The 14,628-nt window shown below is 70.0% G+C and carries 7 protein-coding genes and 2 pseudogenes; 5 read left to right on the forward strand and 4 right to left on the reverse strand.

Annotated elements, in window-relative coordinates:
* Positions 1-110 precede the first annotated feature (110 nt).
* Both AC2D9U_RS14005 and AC2D9U_RS14010 read right to left on the reverse strand, forming a co-directional pair.
* A complete protein-coding gene (locus AC2D9U_RS14005; RefSeq protein ID WP_484749969.1) occupies positions 111-1,124 on the reverse strand; it encodes an SMP-30/gluconolactonase/LRE family protein in 1,014 nt (337 codons plus the stop codon).
* A 338-nt stretch (positions 1,125-1,462) separates the two neighbouring features.
* Positions 1,463-6,646, reverse strand: a complete 5,184-nt coding sequence (locus AC2D9U_RS14010) for a hypothetical protein (RefSeq protein WP_484749971.1) — start codon at positions 6,644-6,646, stop codon at positions 1,463-1,465.
* 130 nt (positions 6,647-6,776) lie between these two features.
* Between AC2D9U_RS14010 and AC2D9U_RS14015 the strand changes: the two genes are divergently transcribed.
* The 4 genes and pseudogenes from AC2D9U_RS14015 to AC2D9U_RS14030 all read left to right on the forward strand — a co-directional run bounded on the left by AC2D9U_RS14015 (position 6,777) and on the right by AC2D9U_RS14030 (position 11,955).
* The gene (locus AC2D9U_RS14015) at positions 6,777-7,433 is read left to right on the forward strand and encodes a response regulator (RefSeq protein ID WP_484749973.1); all 657 of its coding nucleotides are present in this window, start codon (positions 6,777-6,779) and stop codon (positions 7,431-7,433) included.
* Between the two features lie 11 nt (positions 7,434-7,444).
* Positions 7,445-8,803, forward strand: coding sequence for an ATP-binding protein (locus tag AC2D9U_RS14020; protein WP_484749974.1), 1,359 nt, complete (start codon positions 7,445-7,447; stop codon positions 8,801-8,803).
* A 1,090-nt stretch (positions 8,804-9,893) separates the two neighbouring features.
* Positions 9,894-11,024: pseudogene (locus tag AC2D9U_RS14025) on the forward strand (calcium-binding protein); the annotation flags it as partial.
* A 430-nt stretch (positions 11,025-11,454) separates the two neighbouring features.
* A complete protein-coding gene (locus tag AC2D9U_RS14030) occupies positions 11,455-11,955 on the forward strand; it encodes a calcium-binding protein (RefSeq protein WP_484750304.1) in 501 nt (166 codons plus the stop codon).
* Between the two features lie 132 nt (positions 11,956-12,087).
* Here AC2D9U_RS14030 and AC2D9U_RS14035 read toward each other — a convergent pair.
* Positions 12,088-13,152: pseudogene (locus tag AC2D9U_RS14035) on the reverse strand (IS3 family transposase); the annotation flags it as partial.
* On the opposite strand from AC2D9U_RS14035, the gene AC2D9U_RS14040 reads away from it, so the two are divergent.
* Complete coding sequence (locus AC2D9U_RS14040; RefSeq protein ID WP_484749976.1) at positions 13,142-13,339, forward strand: hypothetical protein; 198 nt, start codon at positions 13,142-13,144, stop codon at positions 13,337-13,339. The pseudogene AC2D9U_RS14035 and the gene AC2D9U_RS14040 overlap by 11 nt on opposite strands.
* Before the next feature lie 39 nt (positions 13,340-13,378).
* On the opposite strand, the gene AC2D9U_RS14045 is transcribed toward AC2D9U_RS14040, so the two are convergent.
* Positions 13,379-14,497: a calcium-binding protein gene (locus AC2D9U_RS14045; RefSeq protein ID WP_484749978.1), complete on the reverse strand. Its 1,119-nt coding sequence runs from the start codon at positions 14,495-14,497 to the stop codon at positions 13,379-13,381.
* Positions 14,498-14,628 lie beyond the last annotated feature (131 nt).

Consider the following 14,628-nt stretch of genomic DNA (forward strand, 5'->3'; position numbering starts at 1 on the left):
GGGCGCAGGCCGGCCCCGTCATCGGCGCGCATGTTGCGCACCGGGCGCGCCGAGCAGGGCGGTCTGGGCCGCGGCGTCGCTCGGCGCGTCGGCGACGGCCTCGGCAGCGGCTACCAATGCACCATCGGCAGCCCTGCGATGGGCGAGCGGAAGCAGGGGATCCGCGTCCCGCGAAGCGAGCCGACATAGACCGTCCGCAGGTCGGGACCGCCAAAGGTCACGCTGGCGAACCAGGGTGCGATCGTTCCGCCGGCCGCGAGCATGAGGTCCGGCGTCGCCGCGTCCTGCGCGAAGGCGGCCATGAGTGCCCTGCCCGCCACGCTGCCTCGATCGTCGTCGAGCAGGATGCGCAGATCGCCATCGGGCGTGATGGCGAAGATGCGATCCGTCATCACATGCGTGCCCCAGAGATTGCCGTGCGCGTCGAAGGCGATGCCATCGATGAAGGCGCCATGATCCTCCGGACCGAAGGTCTCGCGGTCCGTCAGCTCGCCATCGGCACGCACCCTGAGGCGCGTGACGCGCCGCGCGCAGGTCTCGGCGACGTAGAGCCACTCCTCGCGCGCATCGAGGCGGATCTCGTTCGTGAAGGCGAAGCCGTCGGCCACGATGCGCAGCCGCCCCTTGTCGTACAGCGCGACGAAGCCATCGCGGATCGCGGGGCTCATCGCCCGCATCCAGTTCTTCGTCCGCGTGGAGATGGTGAGCCAGATCCGGTCCTGGCTGTCGCGGAGCACGAAATTCACCTTGCCGATCGGCTGCCCGTCCAGCGTATCGGCGATCACGCGGGTCTCGCCGGCCCGCGTCATGCGCTCAAGGCGATCCGTGCCGAAATTGGAGATGAGGAAATCGCCGTTCGATGCGAAGGCCAGCCCATTGGGCAGCGTGCCCGAGACGTAGCGCGCCGCCTCGTCGGCGGCTTCGGCGAAACCTGTTTCGGCGCGTTGGGCGACCAGACCCTGCGTGCCGTCGGGGCGGATATGCATCACCCCGCCCCGCGCATCGGCGGCCCAGAGCGACCCATCGCGCTCCGCCAGGATGCATTCGGGACGCTGCAGACCCTCCCCCACATAGCGGATCCTTGCGGGGTCAACGACGAATCCGTCGAGTGGATTGGCGGCCATGGCGCTACACGACGCTCCTGTTGTTGCCCTGCGCGACCTCGGCCCCAGAAGCGTCCCGCCTCTGCGCCGCCGCCGCGGCCCTCGCTTCACCCTCTCGGTTGCCCTGCATGCACTTGCTCTTCCCGATCCGCTGGGCGGTTCGACCCTAGAGCACGCTGCGTTCTGATGAACGCAGCTCGTGCTCTGGAAATCCTTGAATCTAGAGCGAGAAATGCGTTCAGACGATTCCATCTGAACGCATATTGCTCTAGGTCGCGGGCTTCACGATCCTGCCGCGTTCGGGCCCGGTCAAGCGCGACCGGGCGGCCCCGCCGCGAGCCCCCGCGATCACCGCGGCCTCAGGCGATGATCGTCAGGTCCGCCGCGTCGAGCGCCGGCGCGCCGGTGAGCACCGCGACCACCACGCGGCCCATGGCCCCCGTGCCGTCCCCATCCCAGGAGAGCCGGCCGAGCGCCTGCTCGTAGAGGAACTGGCCATGCGCGGCCGTCGCCGTGGCGCCGAACACCAGCAGGTTGCCGGCCGCCACATCGGCCCCGGCCACCAGCATTCCGCCGAAGCCTGCTGCCGAGACGGCGATGGTGTCGTCCGGCGCCGCGAAATCGTAGATCCGGTCGGCGGCATCCGGCAGCGCAGCGAAGCGGAAGACATCCGCCCCGGCCCCGCCATAGAGCTTGTCGGCGCCCGCGCCGCCCTCGAGCGTATCCGCGCCATTGCCGCCCTTCAGCACATCCGCCCCTGCATCGCCGAGCAGCACATCGTCGCCATCCAGGCCCGAGAGCACGTTGACCCCGGCCGTGCCATAAAGCGTGTTCGCGGCGGCATTGCCGGTGCCGTTCAGGGCGCCGCCTTCCAGGCGCAGCACCTCCAGCTCCGCGCGCAGCGTCAGGCTGATGGTGCTGATCACCGTATCGATGCCGCCCCCCGCCGCTTCCAGGATGCGGTCGAGCGCGTCATCCACCCGGTAGGTGTCGTCGCCCGCGCCGCCCGCCATGCTGTCCGCGCCAAGCCCGCCATCGAGCGTATCCGCCCCCAGCCCGCCACGCAGCGTGTCGCGCCCGTCGAGGCCTTCCAGCCAGCCGCCCGCATCCGTGGTGGCGAGCAGGTTGGCCCCGGCATGGCCGATGCCATGCACGGCACCACCGCGCAGCAGCAGCGTTTCGACCTCGGCCTCCAGGGTCCAGTCCACCCAGGCCTCAACGCGGTCATTGCCGCCGAGCGCGTCCTCGGCGATGTCGTCCCCGGCATCCTCGACGACGTAGCAATCATTGCCGGCCCCGCCGACCAGCGTATCGGCGCCCGCGCCCCCCACCAGGCTGTCATCGCCGTCCCGGCCCTCGAGCGCATTGGCGGCGTCATTGCCGCGCAGCGTGTCGGCGCCGGCCCCGCCCCAGGCATCCTCGATGCTGGTGCGCGTCACGGCGGTGAGCCCGGCCGTGATGGCGGCAACGACGTTGGAACTGTCGGCGCTGAGCGTCACCTCCGCACCCCGGCCGAGCTGCGTGACCAGGGCCTGGTAGGCCGCGTCATTGCCGCCGGCGACGCAGAAGATGGGGATAATGTTCGCCGCCTCCAGCGCCGTGCGGAGTTGCGCGATGGCAGGGTAGTCCTCGCCCGTGCCCGGCGGCGTGCCGTCGAGCACGCCATCGCCATTGTTGGGCGTGAGAATGCCCGCCGCCGCACCATCGCCCGCGCTATGGAAGGGCGCATCGGTGAACAGCACGACGAAGCGCGCGGAATTGGTGCGGAAGCCAATATCGGCGACATGCAGGGAAAGCTGCATCAGCGCCTCGATCTGCGCCTCCGGCCCGTCATTGCCATTGGCGGCGGACATGGCGGTATAGGCCGCGGTCAGCGCGGGGATATTCTTCGATAGCGCGGCATCCTGCCGATAGACCCAGTCGCCCACGGAGCCGAAGGCGCCGATGGGCTTGTCGCGGAAGGTGGAGACGCCGAAGGTGCTGTCGGGCTGCACCGTGGTCAGCGCCGTGACGATCTGTGGCACCAGCGCGCGCACCGTCGCGATGTCATCGGCGAAGGAGCCGGTGAGGTCCTGCAGGAATTGCAGGTCGAGCGGCCCGGCGGCGCTGCCGCCCTGGCCGAAATCGCAGATCTCCAGCTCGATCTCCGACTCCGTCTCACCGGAGAGATCGATGTAGCTGTTGCCCGCGGCATCCGAGGCGTCGATCGTGTCATGCCCGAGGAAATCCTCGACATGCGCGCGCCCGCCATGCACCTCGAAGCGGTCATCGCCCGCCCCGCCCGAGAGCGTGTCCGCGCCCGCGGCGCAGATCAGCACGTCCTCGCCATCGCCGCCCAGCATCACGTCGTCGCCGTCGCCGCCATCGAGCGTATCGGCGCCGGCATTGCCGCTGAGCAGGTTCGCCGCCGCATTGCCGGTGAGGTGATGGCCCGAGCCCAGCAGCTGCACGGCCTCGATATGCGTCGCCAGGGTCCAGTCGGTGGAGACGATGACGGTGTCGAAGCCGCCCGTCGCGCCTTCGATCACGCGGTCGCCGGGGTCGGTGATGACATAGGTGTCGTTGCCCGCGCCGCCGGCCATGGTGTCCGCGCCCGCGCCGCCATCGAGGGTGTCGGCGCCGGCCATGCCATCCAGCCGGTCATCGCCCGCGCCGCCGCGCAGGCTGTTGTCGCCGGCATTGCCGATGCCGCGATGCGCCGCGCCCGCAAGCTCAAGATGCTCGACCTCGGCGGCGAGCGTCCAGTCGAGCGTCGCGACCACCGTGTCGATGCCGCCGCCCGCGGTCTCGATGGTGCGCTCGCCGAGCGTATCGACCAAATAGCGGTCATCGCCCGCGCCCCCTGCCATGCTGTCCGCCCCGAGGCCGCCCTCCAGCAGGTCGTTGCCCAGGCCGCCGAGCAGCGTGTCCGCGCCATCGAGGCCCGAGAGGCTGTCATGGCCGTCGCTGCCGGTGATCCGGTTGGCCTGGGCATTGCCGGTGCCCTGCCGGGCCGCGCCGGTCAGCACCAGCGCCTCGAGCTCCGCGCCCAGGGTCATGTCGAGGGCGGAGATCACCGTGTCGCGGCCGCCACCGGCCAGCTCCACCACGACATCGCCGGCGGAATCGATGATGTAGGTGTCGTGGTTCGCGCCGCCCAGCAGCGTGTCCGCCCCGCCGGCGCCGTCCAGCGTGTCCGCACCGCTCGTGCCCTGGATGCGGTTGGCCTGCGCATTGCCCGTGCCGCGCCGGGCGGCGCCGGTCAGCACCAGCGTCTCGACCTCCGCGCCCAGCGTATGCGCGACCGAGGCGACCACGGTGTCGGCGCCGCCGCCGGCCAGTTCCGTGACGCGATCCAGCGCGTCATCCACCAGGTAGCGGTCGTCACCGGCACCGCCCAGCATCGTGTCCGCGCCAAGCGCGCCATCGAGCGTATCGTTGCCCAGCCCGCCGACCAGCAGGTTCGCGCCCGCATTGCCGGTGCCGCGGTGCGCCGTGCCGGTCAGCACCAGCGCCTCCACCTCGGCGGTGAGCGTCATGTCGATGCCGCTGAGGATGGTGTCCGCACCGCCGCCGGCGGCCTCCACCACCACGTCGCCGGCCTCGTCCACGACATAGACATCATTGCCCGCGCCGCCCAGGAGGCTGTCCGCGCCGAGACCGCCCTCCAGCCGGTCATTGCCGGCATCGCCGAGCAGCGTATCCGCCCCGCCCGCGCCGCGCAGCGTATCGGCGCCGGTGCTGCCGAGCATCGTGTTGGCGCCGTCATTGCCCGTGCCGATGCGCCCGGCGGTGGTCAGGCGCAGCGCCTCGATCTCGGCGCCGAGCGTGTAGCTGGCCCCGGACACCACCGTGTCCGCACCTTCGCCCGCAGCCTCGATGACCACATCGAGCGGCGAGTCCAAAACATAGAGGTCGTTGCCCGCGCCGCCCGCCAGCGTATCCGCGCCCTGGCCGCCATCGATCACATCGTCGCCAGCGCCGGCAAAGACGGAATCCGCGCCATCCAGGGCGTAGATGCTGTCGGCCCCCGCGCCCACGACATGCAGGCCGCCATAGCCGAGATCGATGATGTCCGGATCATTGGTGCCGTAGATGTTCGCATCCGGCTGCCAGGCGAGCGGCGCGTAGAGCACGCTCACCGTTTCGGTGCCCGCACCGGGCGCGCCGATGAGGAGATCCGCGGCCGCATCGCCGTTCATGTCCGCGACCACGGCCACGCTGGCGCCCGTGCCGCTACCGGCCGCGCCCACGATCTTCGCCCCGCCGGCGCCCATCGCCACGGCGGAGAGATCCACCCGCGCGCTCGCGCCGCCCCAGACGACATAGACGGCCCCGGCCTCGCCGCCGCCCTCGTCGTTGTGGCGCGCGCCGATGACGAGGTCGTTCACGCCATCGCGGTTCAGGTCGCCGCCGCCCGCCACCACCATGTCGAGCATGTCGCCCGGCGCCTCGGCGCGGATGTCGTAGCCGCCGATGCCGTCGCGCACCTTGGAGAGCTTGATCTCATCCGTGCCGGACTGGCCGAAGACGACGAAGGCCTCCTCGCTGGCGGTGATGAGCATGTCCGCGAGGCCATCGGCGTTGACATCGCCCAGCGCGGCGACGCGCATCCCGGCAAGGTCGCCCGCGCGCGCGCCGGTGATGCGGAAGCCGCCGACGCCGATCGCGACGTCGTCGAGATTCACCTCCGTCCCGCTGGCCTTGCCGAAGACGACATAGGCCGCGCCGGCCTCCCGCCCGCCCGCATCATTGCCCGGCGCGCCGAGCAGGATCTCGCCCAGACCGTCGCCGTTCAGGTCGGCGATGGCCAGGATCGAGGTGCCCGCGGCATCGCCCGCCGCCTCGCCACGGATGCGAAAGCCCGCGGTGCCGGCGGTGGCGGCGCTGAGCAGCACGGGGCTGTCCGTAGCCCGGCCCCAGACGACATAGGCGGCCCCGGAATCGGCGCCCCCGGCGTTGCTGCCCGCCGCGCCGACCAGGATCTCCGCCCGGCCATCGCCGTTGAGGTCGCCGATGGCCGCGAGGGCGGCGCCGGCCTTGTCGCCCGCCGCCTCGCCGCGGATCACGAAGCCCTCGCCGGAGCCGGCGCTGCCCAGGTCGTTGAGATCGACGCTCCCCGGCGTGGCGCTGGCGAAGACCACATAGGCGGCCCCGGCATCCACCAGCGTGCCGCGCTCGGCCAGCGGCACGCCGATCAGCAGATCGGGCAGGCCATCGCCATTCTGGTCGGCGATGCCGGCGACGGCGAAGCCGACATGGTCGCCCGCCACCGCACCGTCGATGCGCATCTGGCTCAGCGCGTCACCCAGGCCGATGGCACCGCCCCCGGAGGCGCTGCCGAAGGTGATGTAGACCCGCCCGCCGCCCGGCGACTGGTCCGAATTGCCGGGCACGCCGGCGACGATCTCGGCGATGCCATCCCCGTTCAGGTCACCCATCGCCGCGACGAAGACGCCCATGCCGGGCAGGGCGAAGTCGCCACCTTCCTGCGGGAGCAAGGTGTAGCCACCGACACCGGTCGCAGCAGCGGCAAGGAAGATCTTGGTCACGGGGATGGGCATCGGGCAGTCTCCAGCAGGCGGTGCGAGCGCGCCGCACCTGGTGCCGGGGTAGGCCGCCTAGCTGACGCCAGACTGACGGAAGTGTCGTGTCTGCGTTACACTTGCGCCATGGCGGGGACATGAGACGCGGATGCGTATCTTGCTGGTCGAGGATGACGCGGCGCTGGGCGGCGGGGTACAGGGGCACCTCTCCCTCGCGGGCCATGCCGTCGATCTTGTCGGCAATCTCGACGAGGCCGAGGCGGCGCTGGCCACGGTGGAATACGGGCTGCTGCTGCTCGATCTCGGGCTGCCGGATGGCTCGGGCCTGACGCTGCTGCGCGCCATGCGCGGGCGCGGCGATTGGCGGCCCACCATCGTGCTGACGGCGCGCGACCAGATCACGGACCGCATCGCCGGGCTGAAGGCGGGCGCCGATGACTATCTGGTGAAGCCCTTCGACCTTGATGAACTCGCCGCGCGCGTCGATGCCGTGGCGCGGCGCGCGCGCAGCCAGGCCGCGCCCTCCGTCATGCTGGGCGAGGTCGAACTCAACCTCGCCGACCGCCGCGCCAGCGTCGCCGGCCAGGACGTGCCGCTGACCGGGCGGGAGTGGGCGATCATGGACCGGCTGCTGCGCCGGCCCGGCGCGATCGTCTCCCGCGAGCAGATCGAGCAGGCGCTCTACGCCTATGGCGAGGAGGCGGAGAGCAACGCGGTGGAGGTGCGCATCAGCCGCATCCGCAAGAAGCTCGGCTCCGGGGTGATCGATACGCTGCGCGGCGTCGGCTATCGGGTGCGGACATGATGCCTCGGAGCATGGCGGGGCGGCTGACGCTCTCGCTCGTCGCCGGGCTCATCGCGATGTGGCTGGTCGCGGTGGTGGCGGCGATGTGGGCGGTGCGTAGCGAGGTGGATGAGGTCTTCGACTCCATCCTGCAGGAGACCGCGCAGCGCCTGATGTCCGACATCACCGCCCGGCAGTCGGAGCAGATCGCCGCCCTCCGCCCCGGCGACGGCCCGGTGGTGACCGAGGCGCTGCCGCATGACGAATACATCACCTACCGGCTGTTCGACACGTCCGGGCGGGTGCTGCTGCGCTCCCACAGCACGGCGGCGGCGCCGCTCGCCACGGCGCCCGCGCCGGGTTTCTCGGATGCGACGGGCACGCGCAGCTACACCGAGCCCTCGGTCGATGGGCGCTGGCTGCTGATGGTGGCCGAGCCGCCGGACCACCGCGACCACACCATGGAGCATACGGTCGAGCAGCTGATGCTGCCGCTGCTCGGCCTGACGCTGCTCTCGATCCTCGGCGTGCCCTGGGCGGTGCGGCGGGGCTTCGCGCCGGTGGCGAAGCTGAAGGCGGAGATCGCCGCGCGCGGGGGAGCGAACCTGGCGCCGATCGAGGATCCGGGCCTGCCGGCCGAATTGCTGCCGATCCGCGACGACGTGAACCTGCTGCTGCGCCGCCTGCGCCAGGCGCTGGAGACGGAGCGCAACTTCAGCGCCACGGCGGCGCATGAACTGCGCACGCCGATCGCCGCCGCGCTGGCGCAGGGGCAATGGCTCGCGGCCCGCCTGCCGCCGGGCCATGACGGACAAGCCCAGGCCGAGGCGATGATCCAGGGCCTGCGGCGCCTTGCCCGGCGCATCGAGAAGCTGCTGCAGCTCGCCCGGGCGGAGGCCGGCGTGGCGCTGCGGCTGGAACCGGTGGACCTGCTGGTGCCGCTGCATCTGGTGGTGGAGGAATTCGCCGCGCAGGTCGATGTCGGAGAGCGGCTCGACATCGACGATGGCGGGCTGGAGCGACTGATGGTGGCCGGGGATCTCGACACGCTGGCGATCCTGCTGCGCAACCTGGTGGAGAACGCGCTGACGCATGGCCCGGCCGATGGGCGCGTCGAGGTCTCGGTGACGGCGCAGGGCGTCCTGCGCGTCAGGAATGGCGGCCCCGTCGTGCAGGCCACGCGGCTTGCGCATCTCGCGAAACCCTTCGTCTCACATGGCGGCAGGGGATCCGGGCTTGGCCTGTCCATCGTGCAGTCCATCGCCGGGCAGGTCGGCGCGCAGCTCACGCTCCGCTCACCCGTGCCGGGGCGCGACGATGGCGTGGAGGCGGAGTTGCGCTTCAGGACGCTGGATGGGTCGCTGGGCGACGCCAGACCTCGCCTGACCTGACCGCCCGCTTCTCCCGGCGCCTCGCCCGGGCAGGCACCCGACACGCGGGCGCCGGAAGCGATTGCGGGCCTCCTCCGCGGGCGTGTCCCGGACGCCGCGGCGCCAGACGACCCGACCTGTCCCGCGCAGCCGCTTCCCCACCGGAGGCGGTCATGCCCGGGGCGCAAGGACCTGACGACCAAGGCGGGAAGCCTCTGGGCGGCGCGTGCGGGGACTCTGGACGGGTCTGGCTGGTGGGCGCTGTCGGGCTTGAACCCGCGGCCCGGCGCCCAGGCCGATCGGCGCGACGCCACCACCTGCCACCGGCATCCGGCGGCCAGGGCCACCTGGACCCGGCCCCCCTCAGCGCCCCGCCCAGGTCGCGGGGGGCAGACATGGGCCGTTCAACGCCTTCCGACGGGTAATTTATTGATAACAGGACGCCTCGGCATGTAATCTTCTGTTTCCCTGTGAAGATACCGCGATGAGCAATGCACCACCGACCAGCATCCTACTGAGCAACACGGCCCTCGCGGCCCGGGAAGGCGGGAGATTGATCGGCACCCTGTCGGGCACCGACCCGCAGGGTGATGCCCTGACCTTCTCGGTCACCGACGCGCGTTTCGCCGTGGTCGACAACAAACTCTACACCACGGCGCTGTTCGACCTTGGCAATGCGCCGCCGCCTTCCCTCAACCTCGCCATCACGGCAACGGACCCGGGCGGACTTTTCCTCACGACCAACTTCACCCTGACGGTCGCGCCGAGCGCGCTGCTGCGCGATGTCGTGCTGGGCGGCGCGCCGGCGGGGACCGGAAACCTTGCGATGGCGCCAGCCGCCTTCCCCCATGTCGACGGATCGACCCTCGCCGACAGCCTCTCCTACACGGTGCATGCCGTGGGCGCCGAGGGCGCGGGGGGCAGCTGGGGCGGCACAGGCGCAGCAGGCGGCAGGGGCGCCGACGGCGATGCCGTCACTGGTCTCATCGATGGACTGGGCTTCGATCTGCGCCAGGCGGCCAGCGACACGCTGACGCTGGTGGCAAAGGCGCAGGGCGGCCAGGGCGGCCGGGGCGGCGAAGGCGGCGAGGGGAGCTGGGGCAGCGATGGGATGGATGGAGACATCTATTACGACTTCGACTTTGATGAGTGGATCGTCTTTTCCTACCCCGAGCCGGGTGGCGATGGTGGCGATGGGGGTGACGGCGGCGACGGCGGCGACGGTGGCGGGGCAACCTCCTCGATCCTGAACACGACCATTTCGCTCGGCCACGGCAGGGTGACGCTGAAGGCCGAAGCGATCGGCGGCAATGCCGGCGCGGGAGGCTGGGGCGGCCTGGGCGGCCAGGGCGGCCGGGGCGGCTATGGCTTGGGTCCTGTCGACGATGCCCCATTTGGCTCTGACGGGGCATACGGGAACGATGGATCCGAAGGTGACGTGGGCGGGGACGCTGTCGCCTTCGTCGACGTCAACACCATCATCGCGACAGGGGCGCTCGACCTGCGCCTCGAAGCCATCGCCGTCGCCGGCACGGGCTTCTTGAGCGACGGGCGGGCCAGCGCGACCATCGCGTTCAACACCGTCCAGGGGGCACTCCTGTCCGGCGGCTTCGCGGACAAGGTGGCGATCTCCTTAGGCGTGACAGGCACGCCCTTCAACTCTGGTTCGGGCGCGATCTCCAACAACGCGATCGACCTGGGTGCGGGCGACGACCTGCTGTCGCTCACCCTGCTCACCAGTGGTTCAATCCGCATCACAGCCAACACCTTCAGCGGCGGCGCGGGCACCGACAGGTTCGATGTCTCCGGAATCGGCGACCGCGACGTGCTGATCGACCTCCGCAACGGCAAATTCGCTGTGGCGGGTGGCCTGGTGAACAGCCTCATCGGCTTCGAGGTTGCCATCGGCGGCGCCGGTGACGACACCCTCCTCGGCGGTGCCGGCAGTGAAACGCTGGATGGCGGGCTCGGCGCCGACACGATGAGCGGCGAAGCCGGTGACGACACCTACATCGTGGATAATTCCGGTGACCGCGTGATCGAGGCGAGCGGCGCCGGCACCGACCTCGTGCGATCCTCGGTGACCTTCTCCCTCGCAGGGCAGTACATCGAGAACCTGACGCTGACCGGCAGCGCGGCCATCAATGGCACTGGCAACTCCCTCGCCAACACCATCCTCGGCAATGACGCTGCCAATGCGATCAATGGCGGGCTCGGCGCCGACACCATGCGCGGCGGGGACGGCAACGACACCTACATCGTGGACGATGCCGGCGACCGCGTGATCGAGGCGACCGGGGCGGGCACCGACCATGTGCAGGCCTCGGTGACCTTCAGCCTCGCCGGGCAGCACATCGAGAACCTCACCCTCACCGGCACGGCGGCCATCAACGGCANGGGCGGGCACCGACCATGTGCAGGCCTCGGTGACCTTCAGCCTCGCCGGGCAGCACATCGAGAACCTCACCCTCACCGGCACGGCGGCCATCAACGGCACCGGCAACTCCTACGCCAACAGCATCCTCGGCAATGCCGCAGCCAATGTGATCAATGGCGGGCTCGGCGCCGACACCATGCGCGGCGGGGACGGCAACGACACCTACATCGTGGACGATGCCGGCGACCGCGTGATCGAGGCGACCGGGGCGGGCACCGACCATGTGCGCGCCTCGGTGACCTTCAGCCTCGCCGGGCAGCACATCGAGAACCTCACCCTCACCGGCACGGCGGCCATCAATGGCACGGGCAACTCCTACGCCAACAGCATCCTCGGCAATGGCGCGGCCAATGTGATCAATGGCGGGCTCGACGCCGACACGCTCAGTGGCGGGCTCGGCCATGACACGCTGACCGGCGGGGCGGGCGCGGACCGCTTCCTCTTCACCACCGCAGCCGGCGCGGCGAATATCGACCAACTCACCGACTTCACGGCGGTGGACGACACCATCGTCCTGTCCGCCGCGGTCTTCGGCGGGTTGGGTGTCGGTGTGCTGGCGGCCGCTGCCTTCGTCACCGGCTCTTCGGCCACCACTGGCGCCAGCCGCATCATCTACAACAGCGCGACCGGCGCATTGTGGCATGACGTGGACGGAACGGGCGCGATCGGGGCCGTGCAGTTCGCCACCCTCACGCCCGGCCTCGGCGTGACGGCGGCGGACTTCCTGGTGATCTAGATCCGGCCGCCAGAGGGCGTCGCCCGCCGCGCGCGCGACGGCCCCAACCCTGAACCTGACGTGCCAGTGACCCTGCCCCCTAATTGCCCTCGTTCCTAAGCAGAGCAGGTTCTGCATTTGCCTCGATGCGGGGCGGCTTGCAAAGGCTGCTGGGGTGAGCCCGTTCAGGCTCGTGTGTGGGCGGGTCGTGTTGTAGTCGCTCCTCCATGCCTTAATGATCCGGCGCGCCGCGGGCGGGCTGCCGAACAGGTGCTCGTTCAGGCACTCGTCGCGGAACCGGCCATTGAAGCTCTCGACGAAGCCGTTCTGCTGTGGCTTGCCCGGCGCGATGTAGTGCCAGCCGACGCCACGCTCCTGCTGCCAGCGCAGCATCGCGTGCGAGGTCAGCTCGGTGCCATTGTCACTGACGATCAGCGCCGGACGGCCGCGCAGCGCCATGATCCGGTCGAGCTCACGCCCGACGCGCAGCCCCGACAGCGAGGTATCCACCACCAGCGCCAGGCACTCTCGGGGGAAGTCGTCCACGACTCCCAGCACGCGGAGCCTCCGCCCGCAGGCCAGCGCATCGGAGACGAAGTCCAGCGACCAGCGTTGGTTCTTCCCCTGCGGTACTGCCATCGGCGCCCGCGTGCCCAGCGCGCGCTTGCGTCCGCCGCGCCGCCGCACCCCGAGGCGTTCCGCCCGGTACAGGCGGAACAGCTTCTTGTGGTGCAGCCGTTGTCCCTCCCGCGCCAGCAGGGTTCGATCCACTGGATCGAACCAGGCGCCGGTAGCCGAACCGTCGACGCTCATTCGCCAGCGCCCGCAGCCGAACGCGGACTTCGCCGTCGTCAGCGCGTCGCGAGACATAGCGGTACGTCTTCGGTGCCATACCGACGAGTTGGCAGGCGCGCCGCTGCGAATAGTCCTTCTCCTCGATCGCCCAGATCACGGTTTTCCTCCGCGAGCCGGGCGTCAGAAGTTTTTCGCCAACATCTCCCGCAGCGTCGACACATCGAGCATGGATTCCGCCAGCAGCTTCTTCAGCCGCGCGTTCTCCTCCTCAAGGCTCTTCAGCTTGCGGGCATCCGACACCTCCATGCCCCCGTACTTCGATCGCCAGGCGTAGAACGTCGACTCGCTGATACCGTGCTTGCGGCACAGCTCCGGCGCCGTCGCTCCCACCTGGTGCTCCTTCAGCACCGCGATGCTGTTGATCCGCTTTGCGGCTCAACCCTGCGTAAACCTCGATCGCTTCATCATCCGTCTCCATCCGACGGACCCTAGCTCATTCCGGGGGCATCCAAGGGGCAAGGTCATCACCAGCAAGACCGTCCGCTATTCCGACAGCGCGGTGGATGCTTTCGTCGCAGGTGCGGTGCGGCAGAACACATCGCAGGCCTGAGGCGAGGCGCCGGCTGAGCGTGCCACACGGCACGCTCGCCTACGCGATCACGACGATGTCGTGGTGTCCGAAGCCGCCGGTGGAACCGGATATCGTCGCGATCAAGACACCGCCAACGCCGCCGGTGCCGTCCACATCCCACCACAGGCGCTGAGCGTCGGTCACATACACGAACTGCCCAACCCCGGCGGTTACCGCCGCGCCGGTATCATTCATGAAGAAGCGACCCGTCAAACTCAACGACATGCCAAGGACCAGTCCGCCGCCGAAACCGCTGGCCGAAACCTCGATGGTATCCTCTGCCGACAGATACCCCGTGATGACATCGCCCCCTTCGGACGCCGCGCCGTAGCAGAAAATGTCGCTGCCTCCTCCCGGCCCGTCGCCGTTCAGCGTGTCCGCGCCACCGCCACCGATCACCGTGTCGTTGCCAGTGCCGCCGTTGATGACATTCGCCGCGCCATTGCCGGTGATGCGGTTGGCAAGCTCATTGCCGGTGCCGTTGATTGCCGCCGCGCCGGTCAGCGTCAGGTGCTCGATCGCCTGTCCCGCAAGGCTGAAGGTGGCGGAAGACTGCACATGATCGATGCCGGCACCCGTCGCTTCCACAACGCGGTCGCCGGCATCGTCCACGACATAGGTGTCGGCGCCCAGCCCGCCGTCGATCACATTCGCCGCGCCATTGCCGATGATGCGGTTGGCCACCGTGTTTCCGGTGCCGTTGATCGTCGCCGCGCCTGTCAACGTCAGGTGCTCGATTTCCGTTCCCGCCAAATTGCAGGCAATCGAGGACAGCACATGGTCGATCCCGGCGCCCGCTGCCTCGACCAAAACATCACCAGTGCTGTCGACGACAAAGGTGTCGTCGCCGAGCCCGCCTTCCATCGTGTCGGCGCCCTGCCCGCCATCCAGCGTATCCGCACCGTCGAAGCCCCGCAGCAGGTTATTCCCAAGGTGGCCGATGATGCGGTTCGCCAACTCGTTGCCGAAGCCGCCGAACGCCCCCACGCTGGTCAGCGTCAGGTGCTCGATGGCCTGCCCCGCAAGGGAGTAGCCAACGGAGGACAGCACATGGTCGATGCCGGCGCCCGGCGCTTCCACCACGCGGTCGAAGGCAGACTCGACGAAATAGGTGTCGTCGCCGGCGCCCCCCTCCATCGTGTCCGCGCCCGCCCCCCGTCGATCACATTGGCCGCTCCATTGCCGATGATCCGGTTGGACAGCTCATTCCCCATGCCGTTGATCGCCGCGGCGCCGGTCAGCGTCAGGTTCTCGACGGCAAGCCCCAC

It is taken from the genome of Roseomonas sp. TF40, assembly GCF_057219975.1.

What these genes read in the sequence shown, in the direction of transcription:
- AC2D9U_RS14005 (WP_484749969.1), bottom strand. Translation starts at nt 1,124, where the DNA reads ATGGCCGCCAATCCACTCGACGGATTCGTCGTTGACCCCGCAAGGATC.
- AC2D9U_RS14010 (WP_484749971.1), bottom strand. Translation starts at nt 6,646, where the DNA reads ATGCCCATCCCCGTGACCAAGATCTTCCTTGCCGCTGCTGCGACCGGT.
- AC2D9U_RS14015 (WP_484749973.1), top strand. Translation starts at nt 6,777, where the DNA reads ATGCGTATCTTGCTGGTCGAGGATGACGCGGCGCTGGGCGGCGGGGTA.
- AC2D9U_RS14020 (WP_484749974.1), top strand. Translation starts at nt 7,445, where the DNA reads ATGGCGGGGCGGCTGACGCTCTCGCTCGTCGCCGGGCTCATCGCGATG.
- AC2D9U_RS14040 (WP_484749976.1), top strand. Translation starts at nt 13,142, where the DNA reads ATGCTGTTGATCCGCTTTGCGGCTCAACCCTGCGTAAACCTCGATCGC.
- AC2D9U_RS14045 (WP_484749978.1), bottom strand. Translation starts at nt 14,497, where the DNA reads ATGGAGGGGGGCGCCGGCGACGACACCTATTTCGTCGAGTCTGCCTTC.